A 25628-nucleotide genomic window follows, 5' to 3' on the forward strand; every position below is an offset into this window, starting at 1 on the left:
ATGGCTAAGACAAGTAACACGAAGCAGTGGTATGTGGTAAGGGCCGTTAGTGGTCAAGAGAATAAAGTAAAGGCGTATATCGAGCAAGAAATTTCTCGTTTAAATCTTGAGGATAGTATTGAAGAGGTGTTAGTGCCTACTGAAAAAGTTATCCAAATCCGTAATGGTAAAAAGGTTAATAAAGAGCGTGTTTATTTTCCTGGATATATAATGGTTAAAGCTAATCTTGGTGGAGAAATTCCTCACATTATTAAGTCTATTAATGGTGTAATTGGTTTTCTTGGTGAGGTTAAAGGAGGAGATCCTGTTCCTTTACGTAAGTCTGAGGTTAATCGTATGTTAGGTAAGGTGGATGAACTTGCTGTAAAGCAAGACAGTATATCTATACCATTCACTATAGGTGAGACAATCAAGGTGATTGATGGTCCATTTAATGGATTTAACGGTACGGTTGAGAAAGTGAATGAAGAAAAGCGTAAGCTTGAAGTGATGGTGAAGATATTCGGAAGAAAGACTCCGTTAGAGCTTAGCTATATGCAAGTGGAAAAAGTATAAGAGATTAATTGTTACATTAATATATTTTAGATTTTGTTCTATGCTTCCACATTATGAACAGGTCTGTTTAAATTTTTAGAAATGGCAAAAGAAGTAAGTAAGGTTGTTAAGTTACAAGTACGTGGAGGGGCTGCAAATCCTTCTCCACCAGTAGGACCTGCTTTAGGTGCAGCCGGTGTAAACATCATGGAGTTCTGTAAGCAGTTTAATGCTAGAACTCAAGATAAAGCTGGTAAAGTGCTTCCTGTTGCGATAACTGTTTATAAGGATAAGTCTTTTGATTTTGTAATCAAGACTCCTCCAGCAGCAGTTCAATTATTGGAAGCAGCTAAAGTTAAAAGTGGTTCTGGTGAGCCTAACCGTAAGAAGGTTGCAAAAGTTACTTGGGATCAAGTACGTGCAATTGCAGAGGACAAGATGCCTGATTTAAATGCATTTACAATTGATAGTGCAATGAAGATGGTGGCTGGTACAGCTCGTTCAATGGGAATAACGGTTAAAGGTGGAGATGCTCCAGCTTAACAGCTTAAAACAAAATTAAAATGGCAAAATTAACAAAAAAGCAAAAAGAAAATCAGACTAAGATTGAAGCGGGTCAAACCTACAATCTTGCTGATGCTTCTGCTTTAATTAAAGAAGTAAGTAACGTAAACTTTGATCCTTCTGTAGATATTGCTGTGCGTCTTAATGTTGATCCTCGTAAAGCTAACCAGATGGTTCGTGGAGTGGTTACATTACCTCACGGTACTGGTAAGGATGTAAAAGTGCTTGCGCTTGTTACTCCAGACAAGGCTGCTGAGGCTCAAGAGGCTGGTGCAGATTACGTAGGATTAGACGAGTACCTTGAGAAAATCAAAGGTGGTTGGACAGACGTAGATGTAATTATTACTATGCCTAGTGTAATGGGTAAATTAGGGCCTTTAGGACGTGTTTTAGGACCACGTGGTTTAATGCCTAACCCTAAGACTGGTACAGTTACTATGGATATTGCAAAAGCAGTATCTGATGTAAAAGCAGGTAAGATTGACTTTAAAGTTGATAAGACTGGTATCATTCACGCTTCTGTAGGTAAAGCATCTTTTGATGCTGAGAAAATTGCAGGAAACGCAAGAGAATTAATAACAACATTAGTAAAGCTTAAACCTACTACGGCAAAAGGTGTTTACATAAAGAGTATTTTTATGTCAAGTACAATGAGCCCATCTGTAGAGGTAGATGCTAAGCGATTCGCTACTGACTAGTTCAAATTTTAAATTATGACAAGAGAAGAAAAATCAATAGTAATTAAAGATTTAACTGCGCAGTTAGGGGATAATGTACATATTTATCTTGCAGATATATCTGGTTTAGATGCAGGTACGACTTCTAATTTACGTCGTGCATGTTTTAAAGCAGGAGTTAGTCTAGCAGTAGTTAAAAACACATTGCTTTCAAAGGCAATGGAGGCATCAGACAAGGATTTTGCAGAACTTCCAAGTGTATTAAAAGGAAACACTGCAATCATGTTTGCTGAGACGGGTAATGCACCTGCTAAGGTAATTAAGGAATTTCGTAAGAAATCTGATAAGCCTTTATTAAAAGGAGCATTTATTGAAGAAGCTATTTATGTTGGAGATGACCAACTAGATAGTCTGGTAAATATCAAATCTAGAGAAGAACTTATTGGAGACATCGTTGGATTGCTTCAATCACCTGCTAAGAACGTTGTTAGCGCTCTTAAGTCAAGTGGAGGTAAACTCGCTGGTATTATCAAAACCCTTTCTGAAAAGGAAGGATAAGCAGTACGCACTATTATTTATTATATAACAATTACAATTTTCAAAAACGATAGAAAATGGCAGATTTAAAAGATTTCGCAGAACAATTAGTTAACCTTACAGTAAAAGAAGTAAACGAGTTAGCTACTATTTTAAAAGATGAATACGGTATCGAGCCTGCTGCTGCTGCAGTAGTAGCTGGACCAGCTGGAGCTGGAGCTGAAGCTGCTGAGGAAAAGTCAGAATTTGACGTGATCCTTAAAGCTGCTGGTGGTTCTAAACTTGCTGTAGTTAAACTTGTAAAAGAATTAACTGGAGCTGGACTTAAAGATGCAAAAGAGCTTGTAGATAATGCACCATCTCCTATCAAGGAAGGTGTTTCTAAAGACGAAGCTGAAGCACTTAAAGCTCAATTAGAAGAAGCTGGTGCAGAGGTTGAGCTTAAGTAAGCTTACCATAATAACTAGATAAAGGTTTAGGTTAATTGTACTTCTTCGGAAGTACGATTATACCTAAACCATTTGTCGTATAAGATGGTTACCTTTTTTTGTAACTCGATGTTTACTTGATTTTAATCGTACATAATAAATCATATTTAAACTTGCTAAGGGGCAAGTTTAGTTCTAATCAAATTCCGTTCGTTGATGATGCAAGATGCAAAACAAGGAGAAAGAATCAGTTTCTCATCGGTAAAGAATAGACCTGATTATCCAGACTTTTTGGATATTCAAGTAAAGTCTTTCCAAGATTTTTTCCAACTGGAAACAAAGTCTGATGAGAGAGGTGATGAGGGTCTTTATAATACTTTTCTCGAGAACTTCCCAATTACAGATACTCGTAACAACTTTGTACTCGAGTTTTTAGATTATTTCGTTGATCCACCAAGATACTCTATTCAAGAGTGTATTGAGCGTGGTCTTACATATAGTGTGCCTTTAAAAGCACGTCTAAAATTATACTGTACTGACGAAGAGCACGAGGATTTTGAAACTATTGTACAAGATGTATATCTAGGTACAATTCCATACATGACTCCTAGCGGAACATTTGTGATCAATGGCGCAGAGCGTGTTGTTGTTTCTCAACTACACCGTTCACCTGGAGTTTTCTTTGGACAATCGTTCCACGCAAATGGAACAAAATTATATTCTGCCCGAGTAATTCCTTTTAAAGGATCTTGGATAGAATTTGCGACAGATATTAATAGCGTTATGTACGCATATATCGATCGTAAAAAGAAATTACCTGTTACTACACTTTTCCGTGCAATCGGTTTTGAAAGAGATAAAGATATCCTTGAAATCTTTGACCTTGCAGAAGAAGTAAAAGTTTCTAAAACAGGATTAAAAAAATATTTAGGTCGTAAGCTTGCTGCACGTGTTCTTAACACATGGCATGAAGACTTCGTAGATGAAGATACTGGTGAAGTTGTTTCTATCGAGCGTAACGAGATTGTGCTTGACCGTGATACTGTATTAGAAAAAGAGCACGTAGAAGAAATTCTTGAAGCTGGAGCTAAGACCGTATTACTTCACAAAGAAGATAATCAGCAGGCAGATTATGCGATTATCCATAATACACTACAAAAGGATCCAACAAACTCTGAAAAAGAGGCTGTTGAACACATCTATAGACAACTACGTAATGCTGAACCGCCAGATGAGGAAACAGCACGTGGTATTATTGATAAATTATTCTTCTCAGACCAACGTTACAACTTAGGTGAAGTAGGTCGTTACAGAATGAACAAAAAATTAGGTCTGGATATTGAGATGGATAAGCAAGTGCTTACTAAGCTTGATATTATTACCATTATTAAGTATTTAATTGAGTTAATCAATGCAAAAGCAGAGATTGACGATATTGATCACTTATCAAACCGTCGTGTACGTACAGTTGGTGAGCAATTATCTGCACAATTCGGTGTAGGTCTTGCACGTATGGCTCGTACTATTCGTGAGCGTATGAACGTTCGTGATAATGAAGTTTTTACTCCTATTGACTTGATTAATGCAAAGACATTGTCCTCTGTTATTAATTCTTTCTTTGGAACAAACCAGTTATCACAATTTATGGATCAAACCAATCCTCTTGCAGAGATAACGCACAAGCGTCGTCTTTCTGCTCTTGGACCTGGAGGTCTATCTCGTGAGCGTGCTGGATTTGAGGTACGTGATGTTCACTATACTCACTACGGAAGACTATGTCCAATTGAAACACCAGAGGGACCAAACATTGGTCTTATTTCATCTCTTGCAGTATATGCAAAGGTGAATAACATGGGATTCATTGAGACTCCATATAGAAAAGTAGAAAACGGTAAAATCGATCTAAAATCTGAACCACTTTATTTAAGTGCAGAGGAGGAAGAAGGGATGCTAATTGCACAAGCAAACAACCCTATGGATGATAACGGGGCAATTACTGAAGAAAAAGTAATTGCACGTATGGAAGGAGATTTTCCTGTTGTAGATCCTGATACCGTACACTATGCAGATGTCTCTCCTAACCAGATTGCATCTATATCTGCATCTCTTATTCCATTCTTGGAGCATGATGATGCAAACCGTGCACTGATGGGATCAAACATGATGCGCCAGGCAGTACCACTTATTATGGCAGATGCGCCTATCGTGGGAACAGGTCTGGAACGTCAAGTAGCTACAGATTCTAGAGTACTTATTAACGCAGAAGGTGCGGGTACTGTTGAGTATGTAGATGCAAACATGATTACTATCAAGTATGATCGTACTGAAGATGAGCGTTTAGTTAGCTTTGACGAAGATTCTAAATCATATAACCTTATTAAGTTCCGTAAAACGAACCAAGGAACAAATATCAACTTGAAACCTATTGTAAAAGTAGGTGATAGAGTAGAAAAGGGTCAAGTATTATGTCAAGGGTATGCTACCGAGAAAGGGGAGCTTGCACTAGGACGTAACATGAAGGTTGCCTTCATGCCTTGGAAAGGATATAACTTTGAGGATGCAATCGTAATATCTGAAAAGGTAGTACGTGATGATATCTTTACTTCTATTCACATTGATGAGTATTCTCTTGATGTGCGTGATACTAAGTTAGGAAACGAAGAGCTTACTAATGATATCCCTAACGTTTCTGAGGAAGCTACTAAGGATCTTGATGAGCACGGAATGATCCGTATAGGAGCAGAGGTAAAACCTGGAGATATATTAATAGGTAAGATTACTCCAAAAGGAGAATCTGATCCTACTCCAGAAGAAAAACTTTTACGTGCAATCTTTGGAGACAAAGCTGGTGATGTAAAAGATGCTTCTCTTAAAGCTTCTCCTTCTTTACATGGTGTGGTTATCAATAAGAAATTGTTTGCAAGAGCAATTAAAGATAAGCGCAAGCGTGCAAAGGATAAAGAAGACATCGCTGTTCTTGAAAATGAGTATGACGATAAGTTTGACGATTTACAAGCTGTAGTAATTGAAAAATTATTTAAGCTAGTAAACGGTAAAACTGCTCAAGGTGTTATGAACGATCTAGGTGAAGAAGTTCTTCCTAAAGGAAAGAAGTTTACACTTAAGATGCTTAACTCTGTAGAAGATTACACGCACCTTACACAAGGTACTTGGACTACAGATGACAAGACTAACACGCTTATAGCAGATTTATTACACAACTATAAGATTAAAGAAAACGATCTACAAGGAAACTTACGTCGTGAGAAATTTACAATTTCTGTAGGAGATGAATTACCAGCTGGTATCATCAAACTTGCAAAAGTGTACATTGCTAAAAAACGTAAGCTTAAAGTAGGTGATAAAATGGCAGGACGTCACGGTAACAAAGGTATTGTTGCTCGTATCGTTCGTCAAGAGGATATGCCATTCCTTGAGGATGGAACTCCAGTAGATATCGTTCTTAACCCACTTGGTGTACCATCTCGTATGAACATCGGGCAGATTTATGAAACGGTACTAGGATGGGCTGGTCAAAAATTAGGAAGAACGTATGCGACGCCTATTTTTGATGGAGCTACACTAGATCAGATTAATGCACTTACTGATGAGGCAGGTATTCCACGTTTTGGACATACTTACTTATATGACGGAGGTACGGGAGATCGTTTTGATCAACCAGCAACAGTAGGAGTTATCTACATGCTTAAACTAGGACATATGGTAGATGATAAGATGCACGCGCGTTCTATCGGACCATACTCTCTTATTACGCAACAACCTCTTGGAGGTAAGGCGCAGTTTGGAGGTCAGCGTTTTGGTGAGATGGAGGTTTGGGCTCTTGAGGCATATGGAGCTTCGGCAACATTGCGTGAGATCTTAACTGTAAAATCTGATGACGTGATTGGTCGTGCTAAGACGTATGAAAGTATTGTAAAAGGAGAGCCTATGCCAGAGCCGGGACTTCCTGAATCTTTCAACGTATTAATGCATGAGCTTAAAGGACTGGGACTAGACATTCGTCTAGAGAATAAGTAAATGGTTTTTGGAAAGCGGAGTCTTTTGAGGTTCCGCTTTCGCGAAAGCGTAACAATAACCATTCACAACAATAATTAATTCGACATATACAGAATTATGGCAAGAAATAATGATAATGTACAACAGCCGAAGTTTAATGCTATCTCGATCGGTCTTGCGTCTCCAGAATCTATTCTAGGGGCATCAAGAGGAGAAGTTTTAAAGCCGGAAACAATAAACTACCGTACGCACAAGCCAGAGCGTGACGGGTTGTTCTGTGAGCGTATTTTTGGTCCTGTAAAGGACTATGAGTGTGCTTGTGGTAAATATAAAAGAATACGCTACAAAGGGATCGTGTGTGATCGTTGTGGTGTTGAAGTAACAGAAAAGAAAGTACGTCGTGATCGCGTGGGGCACATTAATCTTGTGGTTCCTGTTGCACACATTTGGTACTTTAGATCGTTACCTAACAAAATAGGTTACTTACTTGGTCTTCCATCTAAGAAATTAGATATGATCATTTACTACGAGCGTTATGTGGTTATACAACCAGGTATTGCAAAGAGTGAAGAAGGTGAGGAGCTTAACAAAATGGATTTCTTAACAGAAGAGGAGTATTTAAATATACTTGATAGTCTTCCTCAAGAAAACCTATATCTTGATGACGAGGATCCAAACAAATTTATCGCCAAAATGGGTGCTGAATGTTTGATCGACCTTCTTAAAAGAATTGATCTTGATGAGCTTTCTTATGAGTTACGTCACAAGGCAAATAACGAGACGTCTAAACAACGTAAAACGGAGGCGCTTAAACGTCTTCAAGTTGTAGAAGCACTTCGTGATTCAAATAAGAATCGTGAGAATCAACCTGAGTGGATGATTATGAAGGTTGTACCTGTAATTCCACCAGAATTACGTCCACTAGTACCACTAGATGGAGGTCGCTTTGCAACATCAGATTTAAATGATCTTTACCGTCGTGTAATCATACGTAACAACCGTCTTAAGAGATTGATGGAAATCAAGGCTCCTGAGGTAATTTTACGTAATGAGAAGCGTATGCTACAGGAATCTGTAGATTCACTTTTTGATAACACACGTAAGTCATCTGCAGTAAAAACAGATTCTAACAGACCATTAAAGTCTCTTTCTGATTCTTTAAAAGGTAAGCAAGGGCGTTTTCGTCAAAACTTACTTGGTAAGCGTGTGGATTATTCAGCACGTTCTGTAATTGTTGTTGGACCTGAGCTTAAATTGTTTGAATGTGGTATTCCTAAAGGAATGGCTGCCGAACTTTATAAGCCATTTGTAATCCGTAAGCTTATTGAGCGTGGGATTGTAAAGACAGTAAAATCTGCAAAGAAAATAATAGACAAAAAAGAGCCAGTAGTTTGGGATATTTTAGAGAATGTTCTTAAAGGACATCCTATCCTCCTTAACCGTGCTCCTACGCTTCACCGTCTAGGTATACAGGCTTTCCAGCCTAAACTTATTGAAGGTAAAGCAATACAGTTACACCCATTAGTATGTACAGCATTTAACGCCGATTTTGACGGTGACCAGATGGCAGTACACTTACCATTGGGACCTGAAGCGATACTTGAGGCGCAGCTATTAATGCTTGCTTCTCATAATATCTTAAACCCTGCAAACGGTGCTCCAGTAGCAGTACCTTCTCAGGATATGGTATTAGGTCTTTACTATATGACAAAGGCCAGAAAATCGACTTCAGAATTTCACGTAAAAGGAGAAGGAATCACTTTCTACTCTGCAGAAGAGGTTAACATTGCCTACAATGAAAAGCGTGTAGATATTAATGCTATTATTAAGATCCGTGCTAAGGATTTTAATGAAAATAAAGAGCTTGTTTATAAAGTAATGGAGACGACTGTAGGTCGTGTGCTATTTAATGAAGCTGTGCCAGAAGCTGCTGGATATATTAACGAAGTATTGACTAAGAAGTCTCTTCGTGATATTATCGGTGGTATTCTTAAAGTGACTAGTGTACCTGTAACAGCAGATTTCCTTGACCGTATCAAAACGATGGGTTATGGATTTGCATTCCGCGGTGGACTATCATTCTCTCTTGGAGATATTATTATCCCGAAGGAGAAGCAGGAAATGATTGATGATGCAAACGAGCAAGTGGAAGGTATTACTGGATCTTATAACATGGGTCTTATTACTAACACAGAGCGTTATAACCAAGTTATTGATGTATGGACATCAACAAACGCGACTCTTACGGAGCTTTCTATGAAGCGTATCCGTGAGGATCAACAAGGGTTTAACTCGGTGTATATGATGCTTGACTCTGGGGCACGTGGATCTAAGGAGCAGATTCGTCAGCTTACTGGTATGCGTGGTCTTATGGCAAAACCAAAAAAATCTAACGATGGAGGTGGTGCTATTATTGAAAACCCTATTCTCTCTAACTTTAAAGAAGGTCTTTCAATTCTTGAGTACTTTATCTCTACGCACGGTGCACGTAAAGGTCTTGCAGATACCGCCCTTAAAACGGCAGATGCAGGTTACTTAACACGTCGTCTAGTAGATGTGTCACAAGATGTTATTATTAATAGCACAGATTGCGGTACGTTAAGAGGTGTAGAAGTAGGGGCTCTTAAGAAAAACGAAGAAATCATTGAGAAACTAAGCGCACGTATCGTGGGACGTACATCATTAAATGATGTAATTAATCCACTTACAAACGAGGTAATCGTTGAGGCTGGTGTTGAGATTGATGATGACATAGCAGATCTTATAGGTGCTGCACCAATAGAAACTGTAGAGGTTCGTTCTGCGCTTACTTGTGAGGCTAAGAAAGGAATTTGTGTGAAATGTTACGGTCGTAACCTAGCAACCAATAAAACGGTGCAAATGGGTGAAGCTGTAGGAGTAGTAGCAGCACAATCTATTGGAGAACCAGGTACACAGCTTACACTTCGTACGTTCCACGTAGGAGGGGTAGCAGGAGGTGTGTCTGAGGATTCTAGTGTAACAGCTAAATTCCCTGGACTACTTGAGATCGAAGATCTTAAAACTGTAACTGGACAAGATAACGAAGGAAACGATGTTCAAATCGTAATCTCTCGTACATCTGAAGCAAAAGTATCTGATCCTAAAACGGGTATCACATTAAGTACAAATACAATTCCTTACGGTTCACAAATATTTGCCAGCTCTGGTGATAAAGTGAAAGCTGGAGATGTAATCTGTAAGTGGGATCCATTTAACGGTGTAGTTATTTCAGAATTTGCTGGAAAAATTAAGTTTGAGTCTATTGAGCAAGGTATTACATACCGCGTAGAAACAGATGAGCAAACAGGTTTCCAAGAAAAAGTAATATCTGAATCTAGAGATAAAAAGAAGATACCAACATTGATTATTGAGGATAGCAAAGGAAACGCGCTACGTTCTTACAACTTACCAGTAGGTGCTCACCTTATGATTGATGATGGAGATAAAATTAAAGAAGGTAAGATTCTTGTAAAAATACCTCGTAGGTCTGCAAAGGCTGGCGATATTACAGGGGGTCTTCCACGTGTAACTGAGTTGTTTGAAGCACGTAACCCATCTAACCCAGCAGTAGTATCTGAGATAGACGGTGTGGTTTCATTCGGTAAAATCAAACGTGGTAACCGTGAGATAATCGTAGAGTCTAAACTTGGAGAAATCAAGAAGTACTTAGTGAAGTTATCTAATCAGATTCTAGTTCAAGAAAATGATTATGTACGCGCAGGTATGCCACTTTCTGATGGATCTGTGACACCTAATGATATTCTTAATATCAAAGGGCCGTCTGCAGTACAGCAGTACCTAGTAAACGAAGTACAAGAAGTATATCGTCTACAAGGGGTGAAGATTAACGATAAGCACTTTGAAGTTGTTGTGCGCCAGATGATGCGTAAAGTACGTATACAAGATCCAGGAGATACTATCTTCCTAGAGAATCAATTGGTACACAAAGCAGACTTCATTGAAGAAAATGATGCAATGTACGGTATGAAAGTCGTAGAAGATGCAGGGGAATCTGAGAGCCTTAAACCAGGTCAACTCGTTTCACCACGTGAGCTTCGCGATGAGAACTCTTTACTTAGAAGAGAAGATAAGAATCAAGTTACAGCTCGCGATGTAAGTCCAGCTACAGCTTCTCCTATCCTTCAGGGTATTACAAGAGCATCGTTACAGACTAAGTCATTTATCTCTGCAGCATCATTCCAAGAGACAACAAAAGTATTGAACGAAGCTGCTGTAAGCGGTAAGATTGATTACTTAGAAGGTCTTAAAGAGAATGTTATTGTAGGTCATAAGATTCCAGCAGGAACGGGAATGCGTCGTTACGATAATATACTCGTAGGAAGCAAAGAAGATCTTGAGAATATGATGACTGAAAAGCAAGAAGTGAATTACAACTAGTATGTAGTTTGAGTTTTTTAATTTTTTAAGAAACAAAAGCTTTAATAATTTTAAAACCCGTTCAGCAATGCTGAACGGGTTTTTTATTTTAACATGACTAATCATTGCTTAGATTATGTTCGTTTTTTCGTGTCAAGAGAAATGCGCATTAGACCATTTATGCTTTCGCGAAAGCGTAATTATTTTTATAATTTATAGTTGCATTAGAACGATTTCTATGATTTTTCACATCGTAAATGGTGATGAGTATTTACCACTATTTGAAGTAATGCTACTATTTTAATGTGAAAATCCTGTTATCAAATCACTCAACGAAAAGTTGAGAAGATCTGCAAGAATTTCAATGTGTAATGAGCAATATGAAGGAATTATTTACTTTTTAATCTAGGCGCTACTAGACGTATCTAGTGCTTTCATTGTTAGTTTGACTTTTAGCCTTTTCATTTATATAATTGGACTAGAACGTGCTGTATTGAATAAAAGTTGAACACTTTTAAGTGAAAATAAGAATCATCATCTCATTTTTTTTCTGACATAAACGAAATGTTAATTTTAAATCGTAAATTTCTTAAACAAAACTTAATTTGAGATATTTAATATATCTTCGATCATTTTTTTAGTACTTTTTTTTAGATTTAACCCCTACTTTTTTGGAAGACACACAAAATAAGAAGCATATAATTGTTGCTGTTGGAGCCAGTGCTGGTGGCCTAGAGGCTCTTAATGCCTTTTTTAATAATGTAGTTGAAAATTACGATTACAGTTATATAATCATACAACATTTATCGCCAGACCACAAAAGCCTCATGGCAGAATTGCTGTCTAAAAAAACAAATGTTCCTATTATTGCGGTTACTAATGACTCTGAAATAAAGCGGAGTCATATCTATGTGATACCTCCTTCAATGAATCTTATTATTGAAAATGGGCACCTCATATTATTAGACAAACCAGTAGCCAAAACGCTCAATCTTCCTATAGATTTATTCATGAGTTCCCTTGCAGAAGCTTATGGAAAGGAAGCCGTAGGCGTTATATTGAGTGGTACAGGTAGTGATGGTACAAAAGGCGTGCAATCTATCAAAGAACATGGAGGAGTTGTACTTGTACAACAACCAGATGAGGCTAGCTTTGATGGGATGCCTACAAGCGCTATAAATAGTGGTGATGTAGACTATATTGTGCCAGCAGGAGAAATGATAGATGAAATACATCGCTATTTTAATAATGAGGATGCGTTTAATTTTAAGGACGATATTTCTACAGAAGATAATGAACGTTTGCGTTCCATTTTAAATATACTCCATACTAATACTAATATAAATTTCAATTACTATAAGCGTCCTACGATTCTGAGACGAACAGAAAGGCGTATGCAAAACCTTAAAATGGGTAGTTTTGATCAATATATAGCATATCTCAAAATTCATCCAGAAGAGGTTTCTGTGTTATATAAAGAGTTTTTAATAGGAGTCACAAAATTTTTTAGAGATACAAACGCGTGGAATTTACTAGAAGCGGAGACCATACCAGGTATTGTAAGAAATAAAAGGGATGGAGACACTATAAAAATTTGGGATGTGGCTTGCTCTACAGGAGAAGAGGCATATTCAATGGCGATGCTTTTTCAAGAAGAAATAGATCGTCAGGAAAAGGATATAAAGCTTAAAATATTTGCTACAGATATTTCTGAAGAGCACATAGCACTTGCATCTCAAGGAGTTTTTAGTAATACCATTGTTCAAAGCGTTTCTCCTAGTAAATTACAGAAGTACTTTATTAAAGATGGAGAAGAATATAAGGTTGCTAAAGATCTTAGAAAGAAAATTATTTTCTCTAATCATGATATTTTAAAAGACCCTCCATTTAAAAATATGGATATGGTCTCATGCCGTAATCTTTTGATTTACTTAAAGCCAGAGGTGCAAACAGCGGTATTGCATACATTACACTACGCATTAAAACTTAATGGATTTTTGTTTTTAGGTTCAAGTGAGTCTATAACGGCATTGCGTAACTCCTTTGAGACAATCAACGGGAAGCTTAAAATTTTTAAGAATATACATCCTTCGGAGAGATTGCATAGTGAGTTACTTACTTCAAATGCAGATAAGAGTAACTTCATGCTTTCGCGAAAGCAGAAAAAAACGGTAATTCACAAGAAAGAAACATTTACCAATGATATTAAAATGAGTATAAGCAATGTGCTTTTATCTCAATTTGATACTGCTAGTGTATATGTAGATGCAGACTTTAAAGTACTAGATGCTTTAGGTTCTTTTTCTAAGTATGCACAGTTACCAGAAAGCGGTTTTTCTTTAGACTTACTAAAGATGCTTCCTGATAATTTGAAAACGGCAGTAAACTCGGCTGCGAGAAAAGCAAAACGTTCAAAAAAAGATTTTATTTACAACGACGTGATTACCCCAAAAGCAGGTGCCGATACCGTTGTTAATGTAATGGTAAAGCCTGTTTTTCAAAATAACACGAGTGACTGTAACTATGTAGTCACCTTTATTGAAAAGGAATTGAATCCAGATGCAGCTGTAGCTCGTGGTACAATGAATCTTGCAGTAGCTCCAGACGAGCGTATTAAAGACCTTATAGACGAGATAGAAGAAACAAGAGGAGAGCTTAAAAAAGCGCTTGAAGATGCAGAGACTAGTAATGAAGAATTACAAACGCTCAATGAAGAGTTACTTGCCTCAAATGAAGAATTGCAGAGCACAAACGAGGAGTTGCAGAGTGTAAATGAAGAGTTGCATACTGTAAATGTGGAGCATATTGAAAAAATGGATGATCTCGCATTGCTTAATGCAGATATGGACAATATTCTTAATAGTACTCAGATAGCCACGATCTTTCTAGATAGGCAACTTACAATTAGAAAATTCACACCTTCCATACAAGAACATTTCAAGTTAATGAAGCAAGATGTAGGGAGACCCATAGATCACTTCTTAACCCAGTTAGGGACAGGGAGAAAATCGTCACTTAGAAGTAAGATTGAAACTGTGATGAGCACAGGTGAGGTAAATGAAACACAAATTGATAAAAAAGGTGGACGCTCTTATATACGACGTATTTCTCCTTTTTATACAGGGACTAATAAAATAGAAGGATCTGTAATCACCTTTGTAGACATTACTAAAACGGTTGATTCACAAAAGAAATTAAAAGAAAGCCAGCAGAAGTTTAAAGATTTTTATGAAAATGATCCTGTGATGCACGTTAGTGTAGATCCTTCTACAGGGCGTATTGTAGAATGTAATAAAATTTTCATCGAGACGCTTGGCTTAAATTCTCGTAGCGAAGTTGTAGGCAGGCGTATATTTGATTTCTACACAGACGATTCTAAGGCTAAAGGCCTTGGTCTCTTGGATGAGATTCAAAAAACTGGAGTGATAGAAGGTGAGCAAATGACCCTTATAGATACAGAAGGTAACGAGATTCCTATTATTCTTAATTCTGAGCTGGTGATTCCAGAAGAAGGTAACTCGTACTCGCGTTCTACCTTAATAAATATATCAGATCTGCAGCGTGCACAGCAGTTAATGTATGATAAGAATGAAGAGTTACAACGCATTAATACAGACCTAGAACAGTTTGTATCTATATGTTCACATGATTTACAAGAACCTTTGGGTACGATACGCTTTAGTAGTGATGTTATTCTAAAGAAATTTGGAGATGATCTGGACCCTAAGGCTGCCGAATACTTAGGTTACATCTATGGTGCAGCAGGTAGAATGGCAAACCAAATCAAAGGACTTCTTGAGCATAGCCGCATAGGGCAAGAGCTAGAGCGTACGGAAGTAAATGTTCAAGAACTTCTAGAGATTGTAAAGTATGATCTCGGCAAAAGACTGAGAGAGTGCGGAGGTAAAATACACCTTAGTAAAATGCCTACTATCCAGGCGTATAATACGGAATTGAGATTATTGTTCCAGAACTTAATAGGTAACTCACTCAAATATTCAAAGCCAGATATAAGTCCTATAGTGCGTATTTCATCTTTTGAAGATGAAGGGTACTGGACCTTTGTGATAAACGACAATGGTATAGGTATAGCCGAAGAGGATCTTGACCATGTTTTTAAAATTTTTGGTCGAGCATCCACCCAGCATAAATATGAAGGTACTGGTGTCGGTCTTGCACACTGTGAGAAAATTGTAAAACTTCACGATGGCTCAATATGGGTAGACTCTCAGTTAAATGTAGGTAGTACATTTTATTTCAAAATTAAAAAATAAGTGAATTATGGGGAGTCCATCTGCTTTATATCCCAAAAAGATTGACCTAACTAATTGTGATAAAGAACCTATACATCTCATAGGTCGTATACAATCTCATGCGATGCTTTTTGTGATAGATAGCTCATCTTTTGAGATATCACACATATCTGAAAATGTGATTTCTACGCTTTCGCGAAAGCGTGAAGAGTTTTATTCTAAGCGTCTTGAAGATGTGTTGGGACAAAATGGTACACTTATAGAAACATATATAAAAAGTGAAGATAAGACCTCTCTAGAAGTAACTATTGATGATAAACGTTATGTAGTAGTCACTCACCACAACAATCAATTAGTATATATAGAATTAGAGCCCATACAACAGCAAGAAAGTGCTCAATACATGCAACGCCAGTTATCTGAAATTATATCAGATTTAAGTGAGGCTGTTTCTGTCTCTGCAATGTGCGATAAAACAGCAAGACTCATTAAGGGTTTTACTGCATATGATCGTGTAATGATATACAAATTTGACGAAAACTGGAACGGTAAGATTATATCTGAGGCTCGTGAAGAGCACCTTGATAGCTGGATAGGCATGCATTACCCAGCGACAGATATACCACAGCAAGCACGTAAACTGTTTTTAAAACAAGGCGTGCGTATCATTGCAGATGTTGCATCACAGACGGTTCCCGTTTATGCAAAGCCTAGTGCAGAAGATGAGCCAGTAGATTTAGGTCTTTGTGAGTCTCGAGCATCGTCTCCTATACATATAGAGTATTTGGAGAATATGAAAGTAGGAGCAACACTCACGGCAGCAATCGTGAGTGATGGAGAATTATGGGGTTTAATAGCGTGTCATCATTATAGTCCTAAGTTTGTAAACTATTATCAAAGACAAACGGTTAAGTTTTTAACTCAGGTATTTTCTACGCAGCTTACATTAAGAGCGTCAAATGAAGTGCTCAGCCGTATTAACGCAACCTCTGCTATACGAGCTAGCCTTGTAGAGCAAATGAGTGATGGATGGGACGTGGCAAATGGTTTGACACAGAAGTCTACATCAATGCTCACTATTACAGAAGCTACGGGTGGAGCAGTGTTTTTAGAAAATAATGTGTCCACTGTAGGAGAGACTCCTAGTAATGAAGAAATTACAGCCTTAATAGACTGGATTTATAACACCCAGATGGGCGATATATATACCACTCAAAATATTGCAGAAGAGTATGATAAGGGGGCGGCTTTCGCCAATATAGGCTCGGGATTACTTTGTGTTTTTATCGCAAAAGGAGAAAAGGATTGTCTTCTCTGGTTTAAACCAGAACTTAAACAAGTTATATCCTGGGGAGGAAATCCAGAAAAAGCGATGGAAGAAAAGGCGCAAAATCTAAGCCCTAGGAAATCTTTTGAAAAATGGAATAAAGAGCAAGTAAATACATCGCTTCCTTGGAAAGATTATGAAATAGCTTCTGCTCAAGCACTCAAAACAAGTATTTCAAATATTATTATAAGTAGGTATCAAGAGGTAAAACTTCTTAATGATAAACTTAAAGAAGCTTATAAAGAGTTAGAATCTTTTAGCTACAGTGTTTCTCATGATTTGAGATCTCCTTTGCGTGGTATAGATGGTTTTGCACAAATAATTAAAGAAGATTACTTTGAAACGCTGGATGAATACGGGCAAAAAGCCATTCAAACAATTATCGACTCTACAAGCAAAATGAATACGCTTATAGATGATATCCTTGCATTTTCTGGAATAGGTAAAAACCAGATAGCTATGGGAGTCTTTTCTATGAAAGATCTAGTAGAAGAGGTAGTTGCGTTTTTGCAAGTAGATATGAAGTACAAAGACGCAAAATTTGTTATTGACCCAGAATTACCTGACGCCTTTGGAGATCGAGGTATGATTTTTCAATTGCTTAATAATCTTATAGGCAATGCTCTTAAGTATTCTCAAATGGTAGAAAAGCCTATTATAGAAGTAGGTTTTGATAGTAGTGAGTCTCCTTCGGTGTACTATGTAAAGGATAATGGCATAGGTTTCAACAATAAGTATAACGAAAAAATTTTTGGAGTGTTTAATAGACTTGTAAAGGACGAGTTTGAAGGTTCGGGTATAGGTCTTGCTATCTCTCAACGAGTATTAGAAAAGCATCAAGGTCGAATCTGGGCAGAAGGTAAGATTGATGATGGAGCCACATTTTATTTTCAACTTCCCACTAGATAATGAAGGGACTTATAGTATCTGTAGAAGATAATGCCACAGACAGTGCATTAATGAGTCGTGTTTTTGATAAAGAAATGCCCCTTGTTGAAGTTCGCTTTATAGATGATTCCTTAGAAGCTCTATCATGGTTTAAGGCTTATGATGATGTGAGTCGCATACCAGATCTTATATTGTTAGATATAAAAATGCCTAGATTAAATGGCTTAGACTTATTAAAGGAAATAAGAAAAATAGAGCTATTTAAATATGCACCTATCGTTATGATGAGTTCATCAGATCAAATAAGTGATAAGGATAAGGCTTATCTCAATGGAGCGAATAGCTACCTAGAAAAGCCTAAAAATTATGCCGAGCTAAAGGAGCGAATTCCTATTGTCGCCAAATATTGGTTAACATTAAATAAATAACTATGTCAACAGAAGTACATATACTACTTGTAGAAGATACAGACTCAGATGCTGCCCTTATTACAAGGCAAATTCACAAGTTAGATAAAGCATATAAAGTGCAGGTTGTTGATAATCTAGCAGATTTAGAGGTTGCAATAAAGACTTTTAATCCGCAAATGATAATTTCAGATTATAATTTGCCTACGTGTTCTGGGATGGAAGTGCTAGAAGTTGCTAGAAGTAAATCTCCTACTGCCACCTTCTTGTTTGTTACGGGCACTCTTCAAGATGAAGAACTAGCAGCAGAGACTATTTTAAATGGTGCAGATGGCTTTATTTTAAAAAGACACATGGGTGTACTTGCTTCTAAGCTGGCTCTACATATAGATAAAATCAAAAACAGACCTGTTATTGTGCAAAACACTAGAAATCGTATTAAGCAGAGCACAGATCTTGTAAATGATATAAAGGAGTATATGGAAGATATTAATAGAGAAAATATCTCTCATCAAGATCGAATAGCTAAAATAAGAGAGCATCTAGAAAAAATAAAAAACTCATTATAATATTACGGGAATATCCTCCTAAGAAGCAAAGGGGTTCTCGTGAGTATGATGAATAAAAACAAAAACGTAAATTAAAACTAGTATATCAACTTCGTTTATTCGATAAGAAACAAATTTCTAAAAAAAAGTTCTAAAACCCATTCAGATAAGCTGAATGGGTTTTTCAATACTTGAAAGTCAATTTTTTGTAGAAATATTAAGTTTTAATTAACGAATATCTAACACTGTGATGCGGATTTCCGCTTTTGCGAAAGCAAGGCAATTCTTATCTTTCCAGACTGCCTTATAAAGGTAGAATTAAGATTAAATCAATCAATTAGAGAGTATTACTCTCATTATAATACACGCCCACATGGCTGAAGATAAAAAGACTCAAAACAACCAAAAACAAATAAATATAGAACTAGATGAGGCTGTCGCTCAAGGCACGTACTCAAATCTGGCAATAATAAATCATTCTGTTTCAGAATTTGTAGTAGACTTCGTAAATATTATGCCTGGCACGCCTAAGAGTAAGGTGAAGAGCCGCATCATATTAACTCCACAACATGCTAAAAGGCTTGCTAAGGCACTTGCAGAAAATGTAAAACGTTTTGAAAATGCCCATGGTGTTATAAAGGATTATGAGAGACAACCTGTTCCATTAAATTTTGGACCTACAGGTCAGGCTTAATTTTATTTAATTGGTATGGTTTATGATGAACTAGTTAATTCTCTATTAACTAGGTTATAAGCGTGGTTAAATTTAACATATGAATAGTTTACTTATAAAAACATCCCTATGATTTTAGAAGCACTTAAGAATGGAACAACATCAATTCATGACGAAATAGAAAGGAATAACTTAACTAATTTTATCATGGATGGTTCAATTGATCAAGATCAATATGAAACATTATTACGTCATAATTTTAAAGTATATAAAGCCGTCGAAGATTTTATAAATGGTCGCTACGAAATGTTGCCACTAGGATTAAAGTCATTTGCAGGTTATGAAAAGACAAATGCGTTAGCTAAAGATATTACGGCTTTTTCAAGTATGCCGCTGCCTGAGCCTATGAGCATATCGGGAGCTAGAGATCAAGCAACCTTAGTGGGTAAGCTTTACGTTATTGAAGGATCTATGATAGGAGGAATAATGATGAGTAAGAAGCTTCAATCTTGCAGTAATCTCTCTCACATAGAGAGTCATCATTTCTTTAATGGAGACGTAAACGAAGGCTTATTGAGGTGGAATGAATTTAAAGAGGCTGTAGATTCTTTAGACTTCAGCTATGAAGAAATTAAAACTGCTGTAAAAAGTGCAAAAGCTACTTTTAAACTGTTTAAGAAAGCCTACAAGAAAGAGCTTATCTAGCATTCACATATAATTATGCTTTCTGGTTAAAGCTGGGTTAAATGCAGTATGCTTTATTTTTTATAGGAATATATTTCAGACCTTCATGATTCACAAACAGAAATATGAAATCATATAAACTTAAAATAGAGCAAGTAGACGACTTTGTACCAGAAATTGCAGATGCTTTTGGGGTCAATTACACAAACAACTTTGGGGAGTTTGCGATGCAAATTCCTACTCATTTAGGTAAAGGTTTTATAAAGGGTATTAATTTTCCTAACGGTATCGGTCTTCACATCATTAATGGTGATATGATAGACGATACCGAATTTTATTTTGAGAATAATGGGATGAATTCCCTGCGTTTCATTTATTGCATGAAAGGGGAGGTAGGTCATAAATTTTCTAGAGATTCTGAAGAAATGGCCATTAGAAGAGCAGAGCATCTTATTGCAGCGCCTAGATATAATGAAGATCAAGTCTATATTATAAAAAAAGAAAAGCCGGCAATTGTTTGCTATTTGGAAATCAACAAGGCGAAATTTCAAGAGCAGCTTTCTTACGACTTATCAAAGGTGGATGAAGTGTATTATCCATTATTTGCAGATGTTAATGCGCTCACCCAAGTGTGCTACAAAGGATATTACAGTTTGCAAATTTCAGATATCATAGATGATATCTTGACTAACGATGATCAAGGCCTGGTAAGAACAAATTATCTTGGCGCAAAGGCATTAGAGTGTACCTCATTAATGCTCAAGTTATTTAAAGAAGATTCCCTTGAAGGCAAGAGGCATCCTACACTCAGATTGGCAGATCTAGACAATATTGCAGCTGCTGTTCAATACATAGAAAATCATATATCTGAGCTTGTAACCATTCCAGAAATCGCTGAAGTGGTTGGCATCGAGACCTACAGATTGCAAGATGGATTTAAGCGCAATTATGGTATGACCGTAAATGATTATATCAAGGAGTTTAGGCTTAAGAGAGCTTTGACTATGCTTACCTCAGAAGATAAAAATGTATCTGAAGTAGTGTACGCACTTGGCTTATCCAGTAGAAGTTACTTTTCAAAAATATTCAAAGAGAAATATGGCATTAGCCCTTCTTCTCTGCGTAGAAATCCAGAAATCTAAAGTAGTTTTTCTAGTGATGAAGTTGTCCAAGCTTCAGGCTTTGCACTAAACTTAGTTTTCGTCTCTGCCCAGATACCTTTAAAAAGTTCTGAGTTACGATAATTCTGCAGTGCTTCATCAGAGACCCAATGGCTGTGAGTAAAGAAAATACAGGGATCATCTTCCCCACGTAGTAGCTCTAGATATAAACACCCATTAGACGCTCTAATTTTTTCTTTTACCTTCTCAAAATTAGCTAGAAAAGCTGGAATCTCGCTTTCGCGAAAGCGTAATTTTACAAGTCTTACAATCATTTGTCTATAAAATTAATCATCACAGTATCTCTATAGTTGAGGCCAAATAGACTAGCAGCACTTCCTACCGTACTTGGATTACTTTTGTAAATGGCAAGTTCCACATATCCACCAGAGTTAAAGACAGCTAGCTTTTTACCTTCTTCCTCACGTTTAGATTTATCAATAGTAAAGTTAATGGCATCACTGTACTGATTGTGTATTTTTGAAATGTCGGCTCCTCTTGCTTGAAGTCTGTAATCTCTACCTTTCCCTACCTCATCAAATAGCTTTTTTGTGATATTGCTTATCACATTTCCATAGTTGTCTATGTAAATGACATTTCCAGAAATTTGATTTCGTGAGGTGTTTATTACTGGTGAGATTCCCGTAAGTTGTCTTATGGTCTCTATGTTTTTACCGATAACTCCTAAGGTTCCACCACGTGCAATATGACAAGCGGTTTTTACAAAGACGTCAAGAACAGTAAAGTTAGTTTGTGTGCGGTCGTGAATGTTTATTTCTACTTTTTCCTCAGGTACAATATCCTTAGTGAGAAGAGAAATAATACCATTATTTGCACATATAAAATAATGTCCGTCTAGCTTTACAGCGATATGATTTGTCTCTGGAGTGAGCTCACTATCTACTCCTATAACATGTATAGTTCCTTTAGGGAAATTTTGATAAGCATTCTGAATAATGTATGCTGCCTCCATAAGATGAAAGGGAGATACATTATGTGAGATATCTACAATGCGCACTTCTTCTAACTCTGAATAAATAGCACCCTTTACAGCGCCTGCAAAAGGATCTTTCTCTCCAAAATCTGTAGTAAGAGTGATTATTTTCATCGAGTTATGAGTGTGTGCTTACTAGAAAGTATATAAATCTAATATAGTTATAAACTAAAAATGTTCATTATTTCTTAACCTAGAAAAGCGTGTGCCTTGCAAATGATGGTCAAAAAAGACGTATTTTAGTAGTAAACAAAGCTAAAATATTTTACGGACGTATCTCACATAATCTCTCTGCCTTTTGAACGAATTAATCTTAGAACTCTCAGAAATCAACCCGCGCGAATTTTTCGGTCAGCGTAACTCAAATATCGAACTTTTAAAACAGTATTATCCAAAGCTTAAAATTGTTGCCAGAGGTAACAAAATCAAAGCTTATGGTGATGAGGATCTCCTCGAAGAGTTTGATAGGCGTATGACGATGCTTATGGAGCATTTTGGAAAATACAATAAGCTCGACGAGAATTCCATAGAGCGTGTACTCACTAGTGTAAGTAAAGCAGATTATGAAACCCCAGTAGAAAGTGGTGACACACTAGTACATGGTGTAAGTGGTAAACTTATAAAGCCGCAAACTGCAAACCAGCGTAAACTAGTAGAGCTCGCAAAGAAGAATGACTTAACATTTGCCATAGGCCCAGCGGGTACTGGAAAAACATACATAGGAGTTGCTCTTGCCGTACAAGCTCTCAAAGAAAAGAGAGTGAAAAAAATTATTCTCACACGTCCAGCGGTTGAAGCGGGTGAAAACCTAGGTTTTTTGCCAGGTGATCTTAAGGAAAAGCTAGATCCATACATGCAGCCGCTATATGATGCGCTACGTGATATGATTCCTCATGAGAAACTAGAAACATTTATAGAGAAAGGAGTCATACAGATTGCTCCTATGGCATTTATGCGCGGTCGTACTTTAGATAATGCCTTTGTAATACTTGACGAAGCACAAAACACGACCCATGCTCAAATGAAAATGTTCCTTACCCGTATGGGGCGTAATGCAAAGTTTATGATTACCGGAGATCCAGGACAGATAGATTTACCTAGGAGAGTTACTAGTGGTCTTAAAGAAGCGCTGCTTATACTCAAAACCGTTGAAGGAGTTGGTATGGTTTACCTAGATGATAAAGATGTTGTACGCCATCCTCTCGTAAAGAAAATGATTGCAGCATATAGAGAGATAGAAAATAGAAATGATTAATTTTTATTAAGCAGAGTGCTTGATTAAGCATTTAGAATTTTACTTTTGACACTACTAACCACGTTAATGTTTATCTAGAGATAGCAGACGTAAAGACAACTTGAAGTGAATACCATTACAGATACAAATTTCAATTTTCCAGGACAGCAATCTATTTACAAAGGGAAGGTCCGCGAGGTCTATACTTTAGAAAATGATTTATTATTAATGGTGGCTACAGATAGGCTTAGTGCCTTTGATGTGGTAATGCCTAAAGGAATTCCTTTTAAGGGACAAATCTTAAATCAGATTGCGACAAAAATGATGCGCGATACAGAGGATATTGTACCTAACTGGCTTGTGGCTACTCCAGATCCTAATGTTGCGGTAGGAAAGCGATGTGAGCCTTTTAAGGTGGAGATGGTGATACGTGGATACATGTCTGGTCATGCTGCACGTGAGTATAAGGCCGGACGCAGAGTTCTTTGTGGTGTTGCAATGCCAGAAGGGATGAAAGAAAATGATGCATTTCCAGCGCCTATTATTACACCAGCGACTAAGGCAGAGATGGGTGACCACGATGAGGATATCTCAAGAGAGGATATCATAAAAAAGAACATCGTTTCAGAAGAGGATTACTTAGTGCTAGAAGATTACACACGCAAGCTTTTTCAAAGAGGAAGTGAGATAGCAGCATCTAGAGGACTCATATTGGTAGATACCAAGTATGAATTTGGAAAAACAGCAGATGGTGAGATTGTACTCATAGATGAGATACATACACCAGACTCTTCTCGTTACTTCTATGCAGAAGGTTATGAAGATCGCCAGGCCAATGGAGAGGCACAGAAACAACTTTCAAAAGAATTTGTAAGACAGTGGCTTATCTCAAATAACTTTCAAGGTTTAGAAGGTCAGACGGTTCCAGAGATGACAGATGAGTACATAGAGACCGTATCAGAAAGATATATCGAATTATATGAGAATATTACAGGTGACGCTTTCGCGAAAGCGGATACTTCAAATATTCAAGAGCGTATCGAGAAGAACGTGCTCGCATACCTTGCAAAATAACAGCATAGCATTCTAAAAACTAAAAGCCCTTTCGTTACGAAGGGGCTTTTTTTGTGGTACGCTTTCGCGAAAGCGTACTTATATCACTTACTAAAGTCTAATTCAAACTTTGAAATCATTTGTAGTAATACCTCTTCAGTTTCTGTAAAAAATGGTCTTGCACCTTGATGAGCATCTACCTTTTTAAACTCAGCGACGATAGATCCAGACTCGTAGGCATCTACTATTTGAGGATGCACATAGTACTTGCGACATACATTGCGTGTATTGCCTAGAGCTTCTGCAGCTGCATCAAAACCTTTGAGTACGTTAGATTTATTTTCTTTTTCGTCTTCTGTGTAGCCTAGATCATGCACGGTTTCAAAAAAAGTTTTTGTAGCTCCCCAAGTTCTAAAATCTTTCGCCGAAAATAAGTCTCCACTCAGCTCGTGTATATAATCATTTATCATCGTGCTATCTACGCGGTGCTTTTCACCAGCGGCGTCATAAAATTGAAATAACTCCCAGCCAGGTATTTCTTCGCAACGGTTAACAAGCTTTGCGAGTTTCTTATTGCGTAGGGTGATATTGTGCTTTTTACCTTTTTTGCCAACAAACTCAAAGCGGATTTTTTCCTTAGTAGTCGTCACGTGTCGTGTGCGCAAGGTAGAGAGACCGTAGGTTTTATTACGCTTTGCGTAGTAATCGTTACCTATACGTATGTGGGTTTCTTCCATAAGTCTAAGCACGAGTGCAAGCACCTTGCGTTTAGACATATCTGGAGTATCTAGGTCTTGGTCTATGCGCTCTCGTAACTTTGGTAGTGCATTTCCAAAATTTGCCAGTTTATAAAACTTAGTTTGGTTTCTAATTTTTGACCACAGGTCGTGATAGCGGTATACTTTCCTGTTTTTAGCATCTCGCCCTACCACTTGTAAATGTCCATTAGGAGGATACGCAATACGCACTTTCTCCCAGTTAGGCGGTATTACAAGATTATTGATGCGATCTAGCTCCTTCGCGTCCTCAAGAGGTTTATCATTAAAGTAATAATGAAAGTTTTTCTTCTTCTTTTTCCTTCTTATGTTGAGGTCTGCATCAGAGACGTAAATGAGATTTGCTGCGGCTGCAGTTTCCTCTGGGTTTCTCAGGATGTTTTCAATTTGGTTGGCGGTGAGTGTCATAACAGTAAATTTAGTTATGAAAACAAATGACTGTTCAAAAATATATGTGAACGTTTTGGTAAACTGCT

General features: G+C 37.3%; 19 protein-coding genes. 16 read left to right on the forward strand and 3 right to left on the reverse strand.

All coding sequences use genetic code 11. The annotated features are described in order from the left end of the window. The 14 genes from nusG to SJY37_RS09100 all read left to right on the forward strand — a co-directional run bounded on the left by nusG (nucleotide 1) and on the right by SJY37_RS09100 (nucleotide 21077). Entirely contained in the window at nucleotides 1-555 is a 555-nt protein-coding gene (gene nusG / locus SJY37_RS09035) for a transcription termination/antitermination protein NusG (protein ID WP_013749863.1), read from the forward strand. An 81-nt stretch (nucleotides 556-636) separates the two neighbouring features. Beyond that, nucleotides 637-1077: a 50S ribosomal protein L11 gene (gene rplK / locus SJY37_RS09040; protein WP_013749862.1), complete on the forward strand. Its 441-nt coding sequence runs from the start codon at nucleotides 637-639 to the stop codon at nucleotides 1075-1077. 20 nt (nucleotides 1078-1097) lie between these two features. After that, entirely contained in the window at nucleotides 1098-1796 is a 699-nt protein-coding gene (gene rplA / locus SJY37_RS09045) for a 50S ribosomal protein L1 (RefSeq protein WP_013749861.1), read from the forward strand. 15 nt (nucleotides 1797-1811) lie between these two features. After that, nucleotides 1812-2333 carry a 50S ribosomal protein L10 gene (gene rplJ, locus SJY37_RS09050; protein ID WP_108878175.1) on the forward strand — a complete coding sequence of 174 codons (522 nt, stop codon included), beginning with the start codon at nucleotides 1812-1814 and terminating at the stop codon, nucleotides 2331-2333. Nucleotides 2334-2389: 56 nt separating this feature from the next. Continuing rightward, nucleotides 2390-2761, forward strand: a complete 372-nt coding sequence (rplL, locus tag SJY37_RS09055; protein WP_035334247.1) for a 50S ribosomal protein L7/L12 — start codon at nucleotides 2390-2392, stop codon at nucleotides 2759-2761. Between the two features lie 195 nt (nucleotides 2762-2956). Beyond that, nucleotides 2957-6778: a DNA-directed RNA polymerase subunit beta gene (rpoB, locus tag SJY37_RS09060; protein ID WP_298326288.1), complete on the forward strand. Its 3822-nt coding sequence runs from the start codon at nucleotides 2957-2959 to the stop codon at nucleotides 6776-6778. Nucleotides 6779-6874: 96 nt separating this feature from the next. Further along, nucleotides 6875-11176: a DNA-directed RNA polymerase subunit beta' gene (gene rpoC, locus SJY37_RS09065; protein WP_298326283.1), complete on the forward strand. Its 4302-nt coding sequence runs from the start codon at nucleotides 6875-6877 to the stop codon at nucleotides 11174-11176. A 650-nt stretch (nucleotides 11177-11826) separates the two neighbouring features. Beyond that, nucleotides 11827-15429 carry a CheR family methyltransferase gene (locus SJY37_RS09070; RefSeq protein ID WP_298326280.1) on the forward strand — a complete coding sequence of 1201 codons (3603 nt, stop codon included), beginning with the start codon at nucleotides 11827-11829 and terminating at the stop codon, nucleotides 15427-15429. Nucleotides 15430-15436: 7 nt separating this feature from the next. After that, nucleotides 15437-17644: an ATP-binding protein gene (locus SJY37_RS09075; protein ID WP_298326277.1), complete on the forward strand. Its 2208-nt coding sequence runs from the start codon at nucleotides 15437-15439 to the stop codon at nucleotides 17642-17644. Continuing rightward, nucleotides 17644-18051: a response regulator gene (locus SJY37_RS09080; protein ID WP_298326274.1), complete on the forward strand. Its 408-nt coding sequence runs from the start codon at nucleotides 17644-17646 to the stop codon at nucleotides 18049-18051. Before SJY37_RS09075 ends, SJY37_RS09080 begins: the two co-directional genes overlap by 1 nt. A gap of 2 nt (nucleotides 18052-18053) precedes the next feature. Further along, the gene (locus SJY37_RS09085; RefSeq protein WP_298326269.1) at nucleotides 18054-18599 is read left to right on the forward strand and encodes a response regulator; all 546 of its coding nucleotides are present in this window, start codon (nucleotides 18054-18056) and stop codon (nucleotides 18597-18599) included. Nucleotides 18600-18951: 352 nt separating this feature from the next. Further along, a complete protein-coding gene (locus SJY37_RS09090) occupies nucleotides 18952-19272 on the forward strand; it encodes a DUF3467 domain-containing protein (protein ID WP_298326265.1) in 321 nt (106 codons plus the stop codon). A 108-nt stretch (nucleotides 19273-19380) separates the two neighbouring features. Continuing rightward, complete coding sequence (locus SJY37_RS09095; protein WP_298326262.1) at nucleotides 19381-19956, forward strand: biliverdin-producing heme oxygenase; 576 nt, start codon at nucleotides 19381-19383, stop codon at nucleotides 19954-19956. A gap of 104 nt (nucleotides 19957-20060) precedes the next feature. Continuing rightward, nucleotides 20061-21077, forward strand: a complete 1017-nt coding sequence (locus SJY37_RS09100) for an AraC family transcriptional regulator (RefSeq protein WP_298326259.1) — start codon at nucleotides 20061-20063, stop codon at nucleotides 21075-21077. On the opposite strand, the gene SJY37_RS09105 is transcribed toward SJY37_RS09100, so the two are convergent. Beyond that, nucleotides 21074-21370, reverse strand: coding sequence for a putative quinol monooxygenase (locus SJY37_RS09105; RefSeq protein ID WP_298326256.1), 297 nt, complete (start codon nucleotides 21368-21370; stop codon nucleotides 21074-21076). The two genes, SJY37_RS09100 and SJY37_RS09105, sit on opposite strands and share 4 nt — an antisense overlap. Next, entirely contained in the window at nucleotides 21367-22203 is an 837-nt protein-coding gene (locus SJY37_RS09110) for an S-adenosyl-l-methionine hydroxide adenosyltransferase family protein (protein ID WP_298326252.1), read from the reverse strand. The genes SJY37_RS09105 and SJY37_RS09110 overlap by 4 nt, the downstream gene beginning before the upstream one ends. Nucleotides 22204-22387: 184 nt before the next feature. Between SJY37_RS09110 and SJY37_RS09115 the strand changes: the two genes are divergently transcribed. Both SJY37_RS09115 and SJY37_RS09120 read left to right on the forward strand, forming a co-directional pair. Then, nucleotides 22388-23344, forward strand: a complete 957-nt coding sequence (locus tag SJY37_RS09115; protein ID WP_108878186.1) for a PhoH family protein — start codon at nucleotides 22388-22390, stop codon at nucleotides 23342-23344. A gap of 105 nt (nucleotides 23345-23449) precedes the next feature. Further along, nucleotides 23450-24397, forward strand: a complete 948-nt coding sequence (locus SJY37_RS09120) for a phosphoribosylaminoimidazolesuccinocarboxamide synthase (RefSeq protein WP_298326247.1) — start codon at nucleotides 23450-23452, stop codon at nucleotides 24395-24397. A gap of 83 nt (nucleotides 24398-24480) precedes the next feature. On the opposite strand, the gene SJY37_RS09125 is transcribed toward SJY37_RS09120, so the two are convergent. Beyond that, nucleotides 24481-25560 carry a DNA topoisomerase IB gene (locus SJY37_RS09125; protein ID WP_298326245.1) on the reverse strand — a complete coding sequence of 360 codons (1080 nt, stop codon included), beginning with the start codon at nucleotides 25558-25560 and terminating at the stop codon, nucleotides 24481-24483. Between the last annotated feature and the right edge of the window lie 68 nt (nucleotides 25561-25628).

The organism is Dokdonia sp. R78006 (genome assembly GCF_042466145.1).
Lineage (GTDB): Bacteria > Bacteroidota > Bacteroidia > Flavobacteriales > Flavobacteriaceae > Dokdonia.